We start from the raw sequence: 12878 nt of genomic DNA, 5'->3' as shown, positions 1-12878 counted from the left end.
CATGGCTGACTTCGTTTTTGACGAAATTCCGACCGACTGGCGCTCCCCCGGCACCTATCTTGAGGTCAAGCCGAACTATCGCAATCTCGGTATATTCGATTATCCGGTGCAGAACCTGATCATTGGCCTGAAGCTTGCCACCGGCACCTTGCAGCCCGGCACCATCGCGGAAGTCGTTCGCGACACTGAAGGTCAGGCGCTATTCGGTATCGGTTCGATCGGCGCCGAACAGGTGAAGGCATTCCGCAAGGCCAACAAGACCCAAAGCCTCTTCGTCATGGCGATCGCCGACGACGAAGATGCGGTGAAGGCCAGCGGCACCATCACATTTACCGGCGCAGTCTCGCAGGCTCTTGTCCTTCGCTTCAGGATTGCCGGGCAGCAGGTGCGTTTCTCCGCGCAGTCCACTGCCACCGTCGCACAGCTTGCCGCAGCGCTGGCTGCAGCTATCAACGAGAACGCCAGCCTGCCGGTCACCGCTGCGGCCGCTGCCGGTGTGGTCACTGTCACCAGCCGCCATGGCGGTGAAGTTGGCAACGATATCGATCTGCGCGTCGACATCGAGGCGCAACCATTGCCAACCGGCCTCAACGTTGCAATCGGTAAGATGGCGGGCGGGTCCGGCAATCCCGATCTGACGCCTGCGCTCGATGTGATCGCCAATACCTGGTACACGGCAATCCAGCAGCCGTTCAGCGATCCGACCAATATGGGCGTGTTTGCAGACTTCCTGACCAATCGCTTCACCGCGATGTCGAAGCTCGATGCGCATGGTTATGTCGGCAAGAGCGGCTCATTTGCCGAGCTTGGCACCTGGGGCCAGCTGACGAACTGTCCGTTCCTGACGGCAGTGGGCCTGAATGGCTCTCCGACCAGCTCGTGGGTGTTATCGGCGGCAGTCATGGGGCTTGCAAGCTTCCACCTTGCCAACGATCCGGCCCGCCAGTTGCGCTCGCTTGTTGTGCCTGGTGTGGAAGCGCCAAGTGCTGCCGACCAGTTCATCGAGACGGAGCGCGATCTCCTTCTGCGCCGGGGTGTCTCGACCTTCGAAAGCCTTTCGGACGGTTCGGTCACGATCTCGCGTCTCATCACCACGTACCGGAAATCCAACCTCAACGTCGATGACGAGGCGTGGCTCGACATCATGGTGCCCGCCACCTTGTCGCGCATCCGTTACGACTGGAACTCCTATGTCTCGCTGCTCTATCCGCGTGCCAAGCTCACGGATGATGACGACAGTGCGGCATTTGCGACCAATGTCGGCGATGACGAAGAACCCGGGTCATCGGTCGTCACGCCGCGCCGGATGCACGCCTCCTGGGCGGGCCGCTGCCGCCGCTATGGCGATCTGGTCTGGATACAGAACGTCGAGGCTACCATCAAGCAAAGCGCCTTCCAGCGTTCGTCCAGTGACAAGAACCGTCTCGAAAGCCGACAGCAGATCAACATCGTCGGCAATCTGATGGTGCTCGCCGGTTCGCTGGAATTCCAAGTCTAAAGGTAAGGAACGAGAACCATGGCACAGGTACTTGGCATAGTGGACATCGTCTGGCGGGGCCGAAACATCCCCGTCGAAAAGGGCGCGAAGATTAAAGTGGGCGGCATCAAGAACAATGCCGTCACCTATGGCCGCAAGGTCGGTCGCGCCCAGGAGTTCGAGGCTTCGGAAGTCACGGCGACAACGAACCTCGAAAAGGGACAGCGCTACGGCGGTCTCTGGGATGAGGGCGAAGGCGAATTGCAGGTTGTCTGCGATACCGGCCAGACCTTCATTTTCGCTGACGCCTTCCTAACCGACCATCCGGACATCACCGGCGGCGAAGGCGGCAAGATTGAACTCAAGTGGGCGGGCGGCGCTCCTGAAGAGGTGCTTTAATGGCTAAGAATGTTGTCGATCTCGACATTACTGACGAAGAACGTCCGGTCACGGACGCAGTGGTGGATCTGGACAGACCTGTTTCCACCAAGGCTGGCGTGGTCGCCGATGTCGATGAGGATATCGATCCGAATGATCGCCTGCCGGATCATGCCATCCAGAATGACAATGGTTCGGTCACATTGCCACTGCTTTACCCTCGGACACTGGAGATCAAGAAGGGCGGGAAAGTACGTGAGGAGAAATATTCCGAGCTTACCTTCCATCGTCTGACGGGTGCTGATCAGCGGGCGATTTCTGCCACCTCCGAAGATTCGATGAACGTCGTCGCGTTTTCGCGCTCCACGCGGATCAGCCAGGCCATCATGAACGTGCTTTATGACCGGCTCGATGCGGCTGACATCACCGCATCTGCGCAGGTATTGTCCTCTTTTTTGGCGAGTGGCCGGAAGACTGGCAAGTAATCCTCGGCGGGATCGCCACTGGATCGGGCTTCTCTGCCGCTGAAATCGACATGATGGATGCGGCAACCGCCACCTTCTGGTGGAACAGCATCATGGCGTATCGGAACAGGATCAAAGAGGCAGAGGGCTAGACCATGGCATCAAAATCAATGGCGCTCGATGTTCTGGTCCGGCTTCGCGATCAGCTCTCCAGTCCGATGCGCCGCCTTACTGGCAACCTTCAGAAATTGACCGGCTTTGCGCGCCGTATCGGGATTCTCGGTACGGCGGTTGCTGCTATTTCGTTCATGGGGCCGGTTCAGGAAGCTGCAGCCTTCCAGCAACAGCTGCTCGATATTGCAGGCACCGCCGAACTCTCCGGCAAGGCCGCGTTTGATTTCGCGGCCAAGGCTAAGGTCGAGTATGAAGAACTGGCCCTTGTCATCGGCCAGGCGTCGGAAACGATTGCGGCCGGTGCAGGCCAGATGATTGCTGCCGGTGTCGATCAGAAGCTGATCGACGCCACCATTGGCGATATCGGCCGCGCTGCCACGGCTGCAAATGCGGAATTTTCCGACATGGCTGGCGTTGGCACCGCCATGCTCAACAACCTGAAGCTTCCCGCCGATCAGATGCGCGACAGTCTTGGTGCGCTTGTGATCGCCGGTAAGGAAGGCTCCTTCGAGTTGAAGGACATGGCGCAGCATTTTCCGCGCCTGACTTCGCAGGTGGCCAAATTTGGTGTGAAGGGTCGCGAGGCCGTCAACTTCCTCGGCTCGGCGCTTCAGATCGCCATGAAGGGCACGTCCGATCCGTCGATCGCGGCGAACAATCTTTCGAACTTCCTGTCGAAGGCGCTGTCTGAGCGCACCATCAAGAACTTTGCTGGCATGGGCGTCGATATCCAGGCGGTCATGCTGGATGCTGCATCGAAGGGCATCAATCCGCTGGAAGCCATGCTGCAGAAGGTCGGAAAGCTCACCGGCGTCGGTGAAGAGCAGATCGGCAAATACATGAAGGCCGCAGAAAAGAACGGCCTCAAGGGTGCCGAGGCGCTTGCCTATGTTCGCCAGCAGCTGGAAGCGATCGGCGCGGCCAGCAAGGTTTCCGAGCTATTCTCCGATCAGCAGGTGCTGGATTTCATCGTGCCGTTCATGGCGAACGTGCAGGAATACAAAGACATCAAGGAGAAGGTCGCCGCCGCAACGGGTGCAGCGATCGACACCGATTTCGAGACACAGATGGCGGGCATGAACCGACAGCTGACGATCCTCAACGAAATCGGCACACAGTCCATTCGCGAGGTCGGCTTTGCGTTCGGTGAATGGCTCCCGACCATCAATGAATGGCTGCTCGCAGGTATTCGTTGGGTGCGGCAGATCGATCAGGCAACAGGCGGCTGGATGAAAACCCTGCTGACTGGCGTTGGCGGCGTTGTTCTCTTGGTCACGGCGCTTGGCGCGCTCGGCCTTGTCCTTCCAATTATCGGTGCTGGCCTTGGCGCGATCGGTGCGCTGATCGGCGTTATCCTGTCACCGCTTGGCATTGTCATCGGCCTGTTGGCTGGCGCTGGCGTCCTGATTGCCAAGAACTGGGACAAGGTCGCGCCCAGGCTCATGAAGTTCTGGGACGGCGTGAAGGACCGCGCCTCCAAGGCATGGGAAGGCACCAAGCGGCTCTGGGGACAGGCGCAGCCTTATCTTTCCCGCGTCTGGTCGCGTGTGTCAGACGGCGCGGTTCGTGCCTGGAACTATGTGTCAGATGCTGCACCACGTGCATGGTCGCGGATTTCCAACGGTGCCCGCTCGATCTTCGCAAACATCAACTTTGACAGCCTGAAAGTGGGCAGTTTGAAGGTTCTTGAAGGCGTATTCAACGGGCTTCAAACGGCATGGACCGCGCTAAAGGATATTGGCAAAGGCATCGAACCATCGCTGGCGCCGATCGGCGAAAGCCTGAAACGCACCTTTGGTCACATGGGCGATACCTGGAACAACTTGAAGGATTTGGGGAGCGCTCTCGGTACGCTTGCCAGCAACCTGATGCAGCTTGTTGGTTTTGACACCAGCAAGATGAGCGGCTTTGCACGCACCATGGGCGAATGGCTCGGCAAGCTGGAACTGTTGAAATTCACCGGCCTTGAAAAAATCTGGCAGGGCATTTCGGCACTGACGAAGGGACTGGCCGAACTTGCGAACTGGGCTGCGGGAAAAGCCGAAATGCCAGACTGGGCGCGCATCTTCCCTGAAACGGCAACCTTCGTTGTATCGTCACTTGCTTCCGGCGTCGAAAAACTGTGGGGCTTCCTGAAAATGCCGATCGATCTGCCGGTGTTGGCCTGGGATGCGCTCGCCGCTGGTTTCGAGCCTGTCTACAACAAGATCAAGGGCTGGCTCGACGGTATCGTCAGCGCGGTTAATGCCGTGAAGCAAGCCATTCTCGGCGTTCCGGCAGATATGAAAGACTTTAACGGTCAGATCACCGGAAAAGATGCTCGGGGTGCGTTGAACGGAAACCTTGTGGTTCCTCCATTGCCGGAGCTGAAGCGGCCAACGCCCGCAAACGGTAACAATCCTGATCAGCGGGCCAGTCTCTCGACGCCGACACGCCTTGCAGCTGTTGCCGGTTCGGCGCAGTCGGTCAATGTCGGTGGCGATATCCGCATCAAGGTCGATGGTCCGGGCAGGCTCGCAAGCGCTACCTCCGACAACAAGAATGTCGGGCTTACGACTGATCGTGGCCGGGTCATCGGCAGGGCATAGAGGCAATCATGATCTTCGACAGCATCAGCGACGTTCTGCCAGGACTGCTTCCAGCTTCGTATCGTGGCATTTCGTTCCACGTGCCCGATACCTCAACACAGGTCGGGCGTCGCGTTGCCGAGCATCTGTTTCCCGGTATCGATCAGGCGGCGTATGATGATTTCGGCCTTGCGACACAAACCATCCAGGTCGAGGGGCTGATCGTCAGCGATTCCTATATTGCCCAGGCACAGGCCCTGAAGGCTGCATTCGAGACGCCGGGACCGGGAACGCTCATCCATCCATGGCTTGGCCCGATGCAGGTCATCATGGAAGAGACGGCCGAAATTTCCTTCGCCGCCCACGAACTGCGCGTCGTCCGCTTCAGCGCCACCTTCAAGCGCTATAATGGCATGGGGCTTTCAGGCTTTGCATCCACCGCCTCGGCGCTGATCGGTGCCGCCCTTTCGCTTGTCTCGCTTGCCGCGTCTCTCACTACATCGACATCGAGGCGGACCCTGTCCCGGCTTCGCACCGACGCCACACAGCGCACCGCCCGGCAGGTTGTCTCGTACTGGCAGTCCAGTGCGGGTCGAGCCTCTGCCCTGATCGCCGCAGCTCTGCCGCAAACCTTGCCTGCCACGCCTGAAGCCTTGTCCAGCACCGCCAGCTCGGTGACGGACATGATCGTCAATCTCGTTCCCGATCTCGCCGGAACGCCTGCCGTTGCTCCGGCCGCAGAAGCAACCAGCTCTTCCACCGGTCTGTCGGCACGTCAGGCGCTCGACATCAACGCCAGTGCCGCTGCTGCTTTTGTCGTTCTTGCGGGTGATACCGTATCGCGTCCGGACACGGTGCTCTTGGCCGGAACGGCTGGCGATGCGCTTGCCAAGGCTGGACAGCTTGCGGCCTATATCGAGTTCGGTTCAAGAGCGGAAGCAAGTGCGCTGCGCGACAGCCTGGTCGGCCAGCTGGATGCCTATACCGATCTGCTATCCAGCCTTTCCGATTCCGATTTTGCTGCCGAGGCCAGCGCCACCATCCGCGCCACCCGCGATGTCCGCTTGTGCCTGATTGCCGATATCAATGAAGCGATCGGGCGCTTGCCAGCATCTCGCATCATCGAAACCGACCGTCCGACAGATGCCTTCCAGATCGCCAATCATATTTATGGTGACGATCCGTCCTTGATCGAGGACGGCTATCTTTCCATCATCGAACGCAACCGGCCGCGCCATCCAGCCCGCATTCCGGCAGGGCGCGTCGAGGTGACCGAATAATGGCGCGCTCGATCTGGCTGAAGGTGAACGGGCAGGTATTCGACCAGTGGACCAATGCCAACATCACCCGCGATCTGAAGGATTTCAGCGGGTCTTTCAGCTTCGAGCTGCGCGATTATAGCCGGGCGCTTTCCACCTTCGATTTTGCATCACCTGCGAATGCTGTCTTCAAACTGAAGCCCGGCATGGAAGCTGAAGCCTATGTCGAGGATCAGCTCGTCCTGAAGGGCTATATCGAAACCGTTTCGCCCGATATCGATGAAGAGCGCGCCATGGTCTCGATATCCGGCAAGGACAAGGCGGGCGATCTGGTCGACAGCACGGCCGCGCCGACTGGTCCGTCCGAGTTCAACAATGTGAAGCTGGAAGAAGCCGTAAAACGCATTGCAGAGCCGTTCGGGCTTTCGGTCCGCTCTGAGATCGATACTGGCGATGCATTCCCGCGCTACGGTATCGACCTTTCCGAAACGGGCCTGAGTGCCATCGACAAGGGTACGCGTCAGCGCCATGCCCTTGTCATGTCCGATGGCGTCGGCGGTGTCGTCATCACCCGGACGGGAGCCAATCGCGCTCCGGCAGCACTTTCGCTGCCTGGGAACGTGAAAGCCTCGTCCGGCCAGTTCACCCATAAGGATCGCCATTCCAAGGTTATCGTGCGCGGTCAGTCGGAAAAGGCTGCTACCGTTCGCGACGGCCGTGCAGCACCGCTTATGGGCGGCAGCGCTCCGGTAAAGCCGGAAGATAGGGAAGCCACTGACGGTTCGGCCACCGAACGCGAGCGGCGCGGCGTTGTCGCCAGTGGCGAGGCGACCGACGACGAAATCAGGCGCTATCGCCCGATCGTCCATCTGGCCCGCTCCAAGGCCGACGACAAGGGCTGCAAGGATGAAGCCGACTGGCGTATGCGCACCAAGCGCGGCGAGAGTGAGGAAATCTCCTATCGCGTTCATGGTTACAAGGCGAACGGGCGTCTGTGGCGGGTCAACGAAATGGTCGAGGTTTCCGATTCCTTTCAGGACGTGTTTCGCGACATGCTGATATCCCGCGTCACGTTCCTTCAGCAGGAGGACAGCGGCTGCGAAACCGAAATCGCCGTCACGTCGCCGGAAGCCTTCGACAACAAGCCTGTAAAGGGCCGTCGAAAGAACGTTAAGAGCCGGAAGAAGAGCGGCAAAAAGAGCAAGGGCAAGGGATCGGGCGGGCCGCTGGATGGCACCGCATCGGCACTGTGAGGTCAACCATGGATCATGAAACTGCCAGCAAAGTTCGCGGTATCGTTCGCCGCGTCGTTCTGAAGAACATCAATGATGATGGCGAAACCCAGACCGCTTCCGTGGAAGTTGCTCCTGGCATCTGGCGCGATAAGGTCGAGATCATGCAGCCCTACGGACTGGCAACCTCGGCACCGGAAGACGGCGCACTTGCACTTGCCGTCGCCATTGGTGGCAACGAGGATGACATCGTAATCCTGCCGGTTGGCAATCCATCGGCGCGTATGGGTGGACTGAAGCCGGGTGAAACTGCACTTTATAATCAGCATGGCGATGGCATTCTTGTTGGCTCTGATGGCACCATCAGCATAAAAGCCGGAGCGGCCACAGTCATTGAAGTTGAGGGGGTAACCGTGACGATCTCGGCGGGTGGCGTTGACATCGAGGGCGGGACCGTCACCCATGACGGCAAGAACATTGGCTCAACCCATGTTCATATCGGCGTATCTCCCGGAAACAGTAACACCGGCGTTCCGCAAGGATAAACTGTTTCATGCCCGCTTCGGCGGGCATGATCGTTTTCGCGCGCGCGCGATAGAACCGGAGCATGTTTTACGATGTGGCACTCATCTATGACCCGGAAACCCGCCGCGCTGATCTGGAGATCGGTGCGGATGGCGATCTCGTCATTGATGAAACCCCGGTCACGCCGGTCCTTCTTTCTGTCGGCCTTGATCGCCGTGCCAATCCTGATGATCCGCTGCCGGAAGGCCGCTCGCAATTCCTGACAGGTTCCGGCATGGATGTCCGGCGTGGTGCCGCTGCTGACGCGCTGGACCCCTATGGTGAGCGTATCGGTTCGCGCTGCTGGTTGCTTGACCGCGCCAAGGAAACCGAAACCACCCGCCTTCTTTACCAGAGCTGGCTTGCCGAAAGCCTTGAATGGGTGGCCTCCGATACCGGCATTCCAGCGGAGATCGAGACAGAATGGGTCGCGCCGCAAATGCTCGGCTGGCGCGTCCTGGTCGATGACACTGCTATTTCTGGCCGGAGGACCACGTAATGCCTTGGCCCGTTCCCTCCGCAAAAACCATCGCTGAACGCATCGCTTCCGCAATGGAGTTCAGCATTTCGGTTGTGCGGCCGCTTGTCGATCCTCTAGCCATATCGCGCGCCGTCCGCTCGGCGCGTGGCATGCTTGCTATGATCGGCCGCGCCGTCGCACTGGAAGCGCGCGAGATCCACGACCATGTCGCATGGTGGGGTAGACAATATTTCGTCGATACCGCCGAAGACGAGTTCGTCCAGCGTCATGCTGACATCTGGGGCATTGTTGCAAGACCGGCCACATATGCAGTGGGCAATCTGACGATAGAAGGTGCAGCTGGAACGCAACTTCCGGCCGATCTCGAAATTGCCGGTTCTGACGGCACCCTTTACCGGACCACCGCGACGACTGTTATCTCGCCGAACGGCAATGCGACCGTCGCCGCGAAGGCCGTTGTCGCCGGTCCGTCTGGTAATCTTGAGGCTAGTATCCGACTTCGTACTGTGACGGCCTTCCCGGAGATCAACCGCATCACAGTCGCCGAGGGTGGGTTTGCGGGTGGCGCAGAAGCGGAAACGCCAGCTGAGCTTGCCGCTGCAACTATGGCCTACATCCGGCAGCGGCCGCATGGCGGCGCTGGTTTCGACTATCCAAGCTGGCTGCGGGAAGAGTTCGACGTTCGCGCCGTGAAAACCGAAACTGATTGGGTCGGACGCGGCTCTGTCGGCGTCATCGTTGCCATGAAAGATGGTACGTCTGCTCGCGCACCGACTGAATCGGAAATGGCCGAGCAGCTTGCATATCTTGGCGCACCCGGATCGTCGTCCGGCGTTCGCCCGGTCACAGCCTATGTCGTCATCGTCCCTGCCGAAATGCGGGAAATCCCGATTACGGTCCGCGTGCGTCCGGACACGGTTGCCACACGCGCCGCCGTCCAGGAAGCCTATGCGGCATTCATCGCAACAATCGGCGATGAAAACGACGACCAGAACGAAAGTCCGATCGGTGCCCGGATTGAGCCTTCGCGCATTTCCGAAGCGATCTCCGCCGCATCGGGTGAATACGCCCATGATCTGATCTCGCCTTCGGCACCGTTTACATTGGACCGCGACCAGTATCCGCTTCCAGGCGTTATCACGTTCGAGGACCCGCTATGACCCGGCCGCAGTCATCCATCCTCGCCAGTCTCCTCGGAAAGCTTCCACGCGGCTTTGCGCTCGGAAAGCGTGAAGGCGTTCTCGATGCGATCCTCGACAGCATCGCCAAGGTTCTTGTTCAGGCAGAAGCCGACGCTGAAAGTCTGATGACCGAAATCGATCCACGCACGGCCAATTTGCTGTTGCCTGATTTCGAGCGTGTTCTTGGTCCCGATCCTTGCGGTCGCGATCTTGGCAGCCAGACGCTCGAACAGCGCCAGCGCCGGGCGCACCAGCGGTGGATCGCTAAGGGCGGTGCCAGTATCCCGTATTTTGTCAGGATGGCAGCAAGCCTCGGCCACACGATCGAGATCGAAGAGTTCTGGCCATCCAAGGCCGGGGTGCTTCGCGCCGGACAGGCTTTGATCGCTGAAGGCGAACAGTTCACTTGGCGCGTAAAGCTTCAGCTGATCTCGGAATGGATATTCCGTGCAGGCGTTAACACCGCCGGTCAGCCGCTGGGAGGCTTCGAGATCAGCGATATTGAATGCGAGCTTCGCCGCCTGAAGCCCGCCCACACACAACTCGTTTTTTCATACGTGGAGAACTGACATGGATCGCGTCAATGGCACTGACTGGGTCGATATTGGCGGCGGCAGGCGCGGCTTTCGCTCGCAAAACGCCGCGGCGGGTATTCCCGGAACCGAAGTTACTGACACAATCCTCAATGATATGCAGGAAGAAATCTGCGCTGTCATTGAGAATGCAGGCTTCGCGCTTGATCCGCAAAACCAACAGCAGCTTTGGGAAGCACTTCAGTCAATTGCGGCTCCCGGCTTTGCCAATCGCGCTGGCTGGCTTCCAGTTATCTCAATTACGATGATCAACCCACCGAACGACGCGACTGTGGGGGATGCTTACATAATCCCGGCCGGGGCAACAGGTGCCTGGGCTGGTAATCAGCAAAAGCTTGCAGAGTGGACTGGGTCAACCTGGCGCATCGTCAACACGAAGAACGGGCATGGCGTCGGCCTGCCGGACGGTCGTATTTTCGAGAAGGTCGGGGGTGCTTACGTTGAAAAGCCTGCCCTCGACGTTCAGTCCGGCAAATGGGGCTATGCGGTGGCTGGTGGAACGGCAGATGCGCTAACGGCGACCCTTGCGCCCGCGCCGTCAGCGTATAGCGCAGGTATGGTGCTCGCCGTCAAAATCAGCACAAATAACACGGGACCGGCTACCATTAATTTCAACGGTCTTGGTGTGAAGCCTGTCGTTCGTGGAGACGGTTCCCCTCTGCAGAAAGATGATCTGATTGCCGGTCAGGTCGCCAGCCTGATGTACGATGGCACGGCGTTTCAGGTCGATGGCCTGAAAACCTCTCAAACCCCACCACGTAACATGACGGCTTATACCGTTGCGGGAACCTACTCATTTGTAGTGCCAGCTGGCGTCTACAAGCTTTATGGAATCTGCGTTGCAGGTGGCGGCGGCGCCGGAGGGATGGGAATCTATACAAACGGACAGCCATTTCCCGCAGGTGCCGGTGGCGCAGGTGGGTTCTCGGAAGGATGGATCGATGTCACTCCGGGGCAATCAATCGCAGTAATCGTCGGTGCTGGCGGTACGGGCGGACAGTCTGTCGCTTCCAATACAGCCGGTACTTACGGACAAAACGGAGGCTATGGAGGGAGCACTAGTATCGGCGGATCGCTGAGCGCGACGGGCGGAGCTGGTGGCGGTGCTGCCAGCGGAGGCGGAGGCGAAGGCGGAAAAGGCGTCGGAGGCCAGATCAATGGCATCGGGGGCATGGGACAGGACGGAGGGGGTGGACGAACTCCCAATGTTGGCGGGTCGGGCGGAACCAGCCGAATGGGCGGAGGCGGTCGAGCAGCAACCGAGTACGCGGCTATCGTTTGTGACGGGAAAGCAGCTGGTAGTGGTGGCGGAGCCGTCTATGCCGGATGGCAAAGCCAAGCCAAAGGCAAGGGTGGCGAAGGTGCCACCGGCATCGCAATTCTTCAATACTAAGGATCAAGATATGCGATATGCACGGATTATTGAAACCGTCGTAGTGGAATTGCTGGAGCTGCCAGACGATCTGGAAATCACCGAAGCATTTCATCCGGATATTGCCGCAGCCTTCGTGCCTTGTGAGGATGAAGCCGTTGAACAAGGCTGGCGGTACGATGATGGGGTATTTTCCAGACCGCCCGATTTGTCCCGGTCTTTGAAGGAAATCAAGGCCGACCTAAAAGTCTCGGTCGATACTGCCGCCGAGATCGAACGTCTCAATTACATTACGCCCGGCGCGGGTCAGGCGATGACCTATCAGCAGAAAGTGGCCGAGGCACAGGCATTTAAGGCGGCGAGTAATCCGATAGCGGCTGATTATCCAATCTTGGCGTCGGAAGTCGGCATTACGGCGGAAACGCTTTCCGAGGTTGCAGACGTTGTTCTTGCCGCTTTTGCACAATGGCAGCAGATCGGCGCTGCGATCGAAAGCATCCGCCTCGGTGCCAGGCGCGACATCGACGCCGCCGAAGACGAAGCTGCGGCCCGCGCAATTGTTGATGCCATCGTCTGGCCGTTCGCACAGGTGCAGGCATGACGGCCATGCAATATGGGGTTTCACCTAATGCTTTTGCAGTGGAAGTGTCGCCGGAAACGGCGGCAACGATCCATCAGGCTGTTTGGGAAGCAATCGCCGGTCGATGGTCCGTGCACCTCCTAAAAGGAACATTAGCAGCAAGGCGCGTGCCCGGCTTTGGCGATCAAGGCCAATCGGTAGGTGAGCTATGAAATCGAGGTCGAAGCATGAACAACGTTATTAATGTTCAACTGGACGAGCTGCGCGGCCTGTTATCGATCGAACATGACGGCACAATCACGTGGGACGAACTTCAGGCGCTGAAGAACGAATATTTCGGGCCAGATGTTGTCGCGATCGAGGTTTATCCACCCCATAGCCATGTCGCCGACAGCCTGCCGATGCGCCACCTGTGGAAGCTCGGCGCTGGCGAATATTGGCCCGATCTCACCGGCCAGAGGCTGGTTGGCGATCTGACCTTGCGTGATCGTGAAATCCTCACACGAACCGAACTGGAGTTTCTCAGCCGAAAGCTGGACTAGGGACGGCCACGTCA

Annotated in this window: 13 protein-coding genes; all 13 read left to right on the top strand. The window is 59.0% G+C overall.

The features are described 5' to 3' along the window. Position 1: 1 nt before the first annotated feature. The 13 genes from AVM02_RS17850 to AVM02_RS17790 all read left to right on the top strand — a co-directional run bounded on the left by AVM02_RS17850 (position 2) and on the right by AVM02_RS17790 (position 12864). Positions 2-1498, top strand: coding sequence for a phage tail protein (locus AVM02_RS17850; RefSeq protein WP_411508262.1), 1497 nt, complete (start codon positions 2-4; stop codon positions 1496-1498). 18 nt (positions 1499-1516) lie between these two features. Next, positions 1517-1876, top strand: a complete 360-nt coding sequence (locus tag AVM02_RS17845) for a phage tail tube protein (RefSeq protein ID WP_094543814.1) — start codon at positions 1517-1519, stop codon at positions 1874-1876. Further along, positions 1876-2340: a hypothetical protein gene (locus AVM02_RS17840; protein WP_411508261.1), complete on the top strand. Its 465-nt coding sequence runs from the start codon at positions 1876-1878 to the stop codon at positions 2338-2340. Before AVM02_RS17845 ends, AVM02_RS17840 begins: the two co-directional genes overlap by 1 nt. Positions 2341-2474: 134 nt before the next feature. Then, positions 2475-5081: a phage tail tape measure protein gene (locus tag AVM02_RS17835; protein ID WP_411508260.1), complete on the top strand. Its 2607-nt coding sequence runs from the start codon at positions 2475-2477 to the stop codon at positions 5079-5081. Positions 5082-5089: 8 nt separating this feature from the next. Then, entirely contained in the window at positions 5090-6340 is a 1251-nt protein-coding gene (locus AVM02_RS17830) for a DNA circularization N-terminal domain-containing protein (protein ID WP_411508259.1), read from the top strand. Further along, on the top strand, positions 6340-7572 hold the full coding sequence (locus AVM02_RS17825) for a phage baseplate assembly protein (protein ID WP_411508258.1): 1233 nt from the start codon (positions 6340-6342) through the stop codon (positions 7570-7572). The genes AVM02_RS17830 and AVM02_RS17825 overlap by 1 nt, the downstream gene beginning before the upstream one ends. A gap of 8 nt (positions 7573-7580) precedes the next feature. Continuing rightward, the gene (locus AVM02_RS17820; protein WP_411508257.1) at positions 7581-8096 is read left to right on the top strand and encodes a phage baseplate assembly protein; all 516 of its coding nucleotides are present in this window, start codon (positions 7581-7583) and stop codon (positions 8094-8096) included. A 62-nt stretch (positions 8097-8158) separates the two neighbouring features. Further along, complete coding sequence (locus AVM02_RS17815; RefSeq protein ID WP_411508256.1) at positions 8159-8614, top strand: phage GP46 family protein; 456 nt, start codon at positions 8159-8161, stop codon at positions 8612-8614. Beyond that, entirely contained in the window at positions 8614-9756 is a 1143-nt protein-coding gene (locus AVM02_RS17810; RefSeq protein ID WP_411508255.1) for a baseplate J/gp47 family protein, read from the top strand. Before AVM02_RS17815 ends, AVM02_RS17810 begins: the two co-directional genes overlap by 1 nt. Continuing rightward, positions 9753-10346: a YmfQ family protein gene (locus AVM02_RS17805; RefSeq protein ID WP_411508254.1), complete on the top strand. Its 594-nt coding sequence runs from the start codon at positions 9753-9755 to the stop codon at positions 10344-10346. The genes AVM02_RS17810 and AVM02_RS17805 overlap by 4 nt, the downstream gene beginning before the upstream one ends. Position 10347: 1 nt before the next feature. After that, entirely contained in the window at positions 10348-11763 is a 1416-nt protein-coding gene (locus tag AVM02_RS17800) for a DUF2793 domain-containing protein (protein ID WP_411508253.1), read from the top strand. After that, positions 11690-12343, top strand: a complete 654-nt coding sequence (locus AVM02_RS17795) for a hypothetical protein (RefSeq protein ID WP_411508252.1) — start codon at positions 11690-11692, stop codon at positions 12341-12343. The genes AVM02_RS17800 and AVM02_RS17795 overlap by 74 nt, the downstream gene beginning before the upstream one ends. Before the next feature lie 206 nt (positions 12344-12549). Next, positions 12550-12864, top strand: coding sequence for a hypothetical protein (locus AVM02_RS17790; protein ID WP_411508251.1), 315 nt, complete (start codon positions 12550-12552; stop codon positions 12862-12864). Positions 12865-12878: the final 14 nt, after the last annotated feature.

It is taken from the genome of Brucella anthropi, assembly GCF_046630315.1.
GTDB classification, from domain to species: Bacteria; Pseudomonadota; Alphaproteobacteria; order Rhizobiales; family Rhizobiaceae; genus Brucella; species Brucella anthropi_A.
The sequence above is the reverse complement of the archived record's forward strand: the minus strand, read 5'-3'. Positions and strand labels throughout refer to the sequence as shown.

Coding starts and splice junctions, on each gene's coding strand:
- AVM02_RS17815 (WP_411508256.1), top strand. CDS start 8,159: ATGTTTTACGATGTGGCACTCATCTATGACCCGGAAACCCGCCGCGCT.
- AVM02_RS17840 (WP_411508261.1), top strand. CDS start 1,876: ATGGCTAAGAATGTTGTCGATCTCGACATTACTGACGAAGAACGTCCG.
- AVM02_RS17845 (WP_094543814.1), top strand. CDS start 1,517: ATGGCACAGGTACTTGGCATAGTGGACATCGTCTGGCGGGGCCGAAAC.
- AVM02_RS17825 (WP_411508258.1), top strand. CDS start 6,340: ATGGCGCGCTCGATCTGGCTGAAGGTGAACGGGCAGGTATTCGACCAG.
- AVM02_RS17830 (WP_411508259.1), top strand. CDS start 5,090: ATGATCTTCGACAGCATCAGCGACGTTCTGCCAGGACTGCTTCCAGCT.
- AVM02_RS17835 (WP_411508260.1), top strand. CDS start 2,475: ATGGCATCAAAATCAATGGCGCTCGATGTTCTGGTCCGGCTTCGCGAT.
- AVM02_RS17800 (WP_411508253.1), top strand. CDS start 10,348: ATGGATCGCGTCAATGGCACTGACTGGGTCGATATTGGCGGCGGCAGG.
- AVM02_RS17790 (WP_411508251.1), top strand. CDS start 12,550: ATGAACAACGTTATTAATGTTCAACTGGACGAGCTGCGCGGCCTGTTA.
- AVM02_RS17810 (WP_411508255.1), top strand. CDS start 8,614: ATGCCTTGGCCCGTTCCCTCCGCAAAAACCATCGCTGAACGCATCGCT.
- AVM02_RS17850 (WP_411508262.1), top strand. CDS start 2: ATGGCTGACTTCGTTTTTGACGAAATTCCGACCGACTGGCGCTCCCCC.
- AVM02_RS17805 (WP_411508254.1), top strand. CDS start 9,753: ATGACCCGGCCGCAGTCATCCATCCTCGCCAGTCTCCTCGGAAAGCTT.
- AVM02_RS17795 (WP_411508252.1), top strand. CDS start 11,690: ATGCCGGATGGCAAAGCCAAGCCAAAGGCAAGGGTGGCGAAGGTGCCA.
- AVM02_RS17820 (WP_411508257.1), top strand. CDS start 7,581: ATGGATCATGAAACTGCCAGCAAAGTTCGCGGTATCGTTCGCCGCGTC.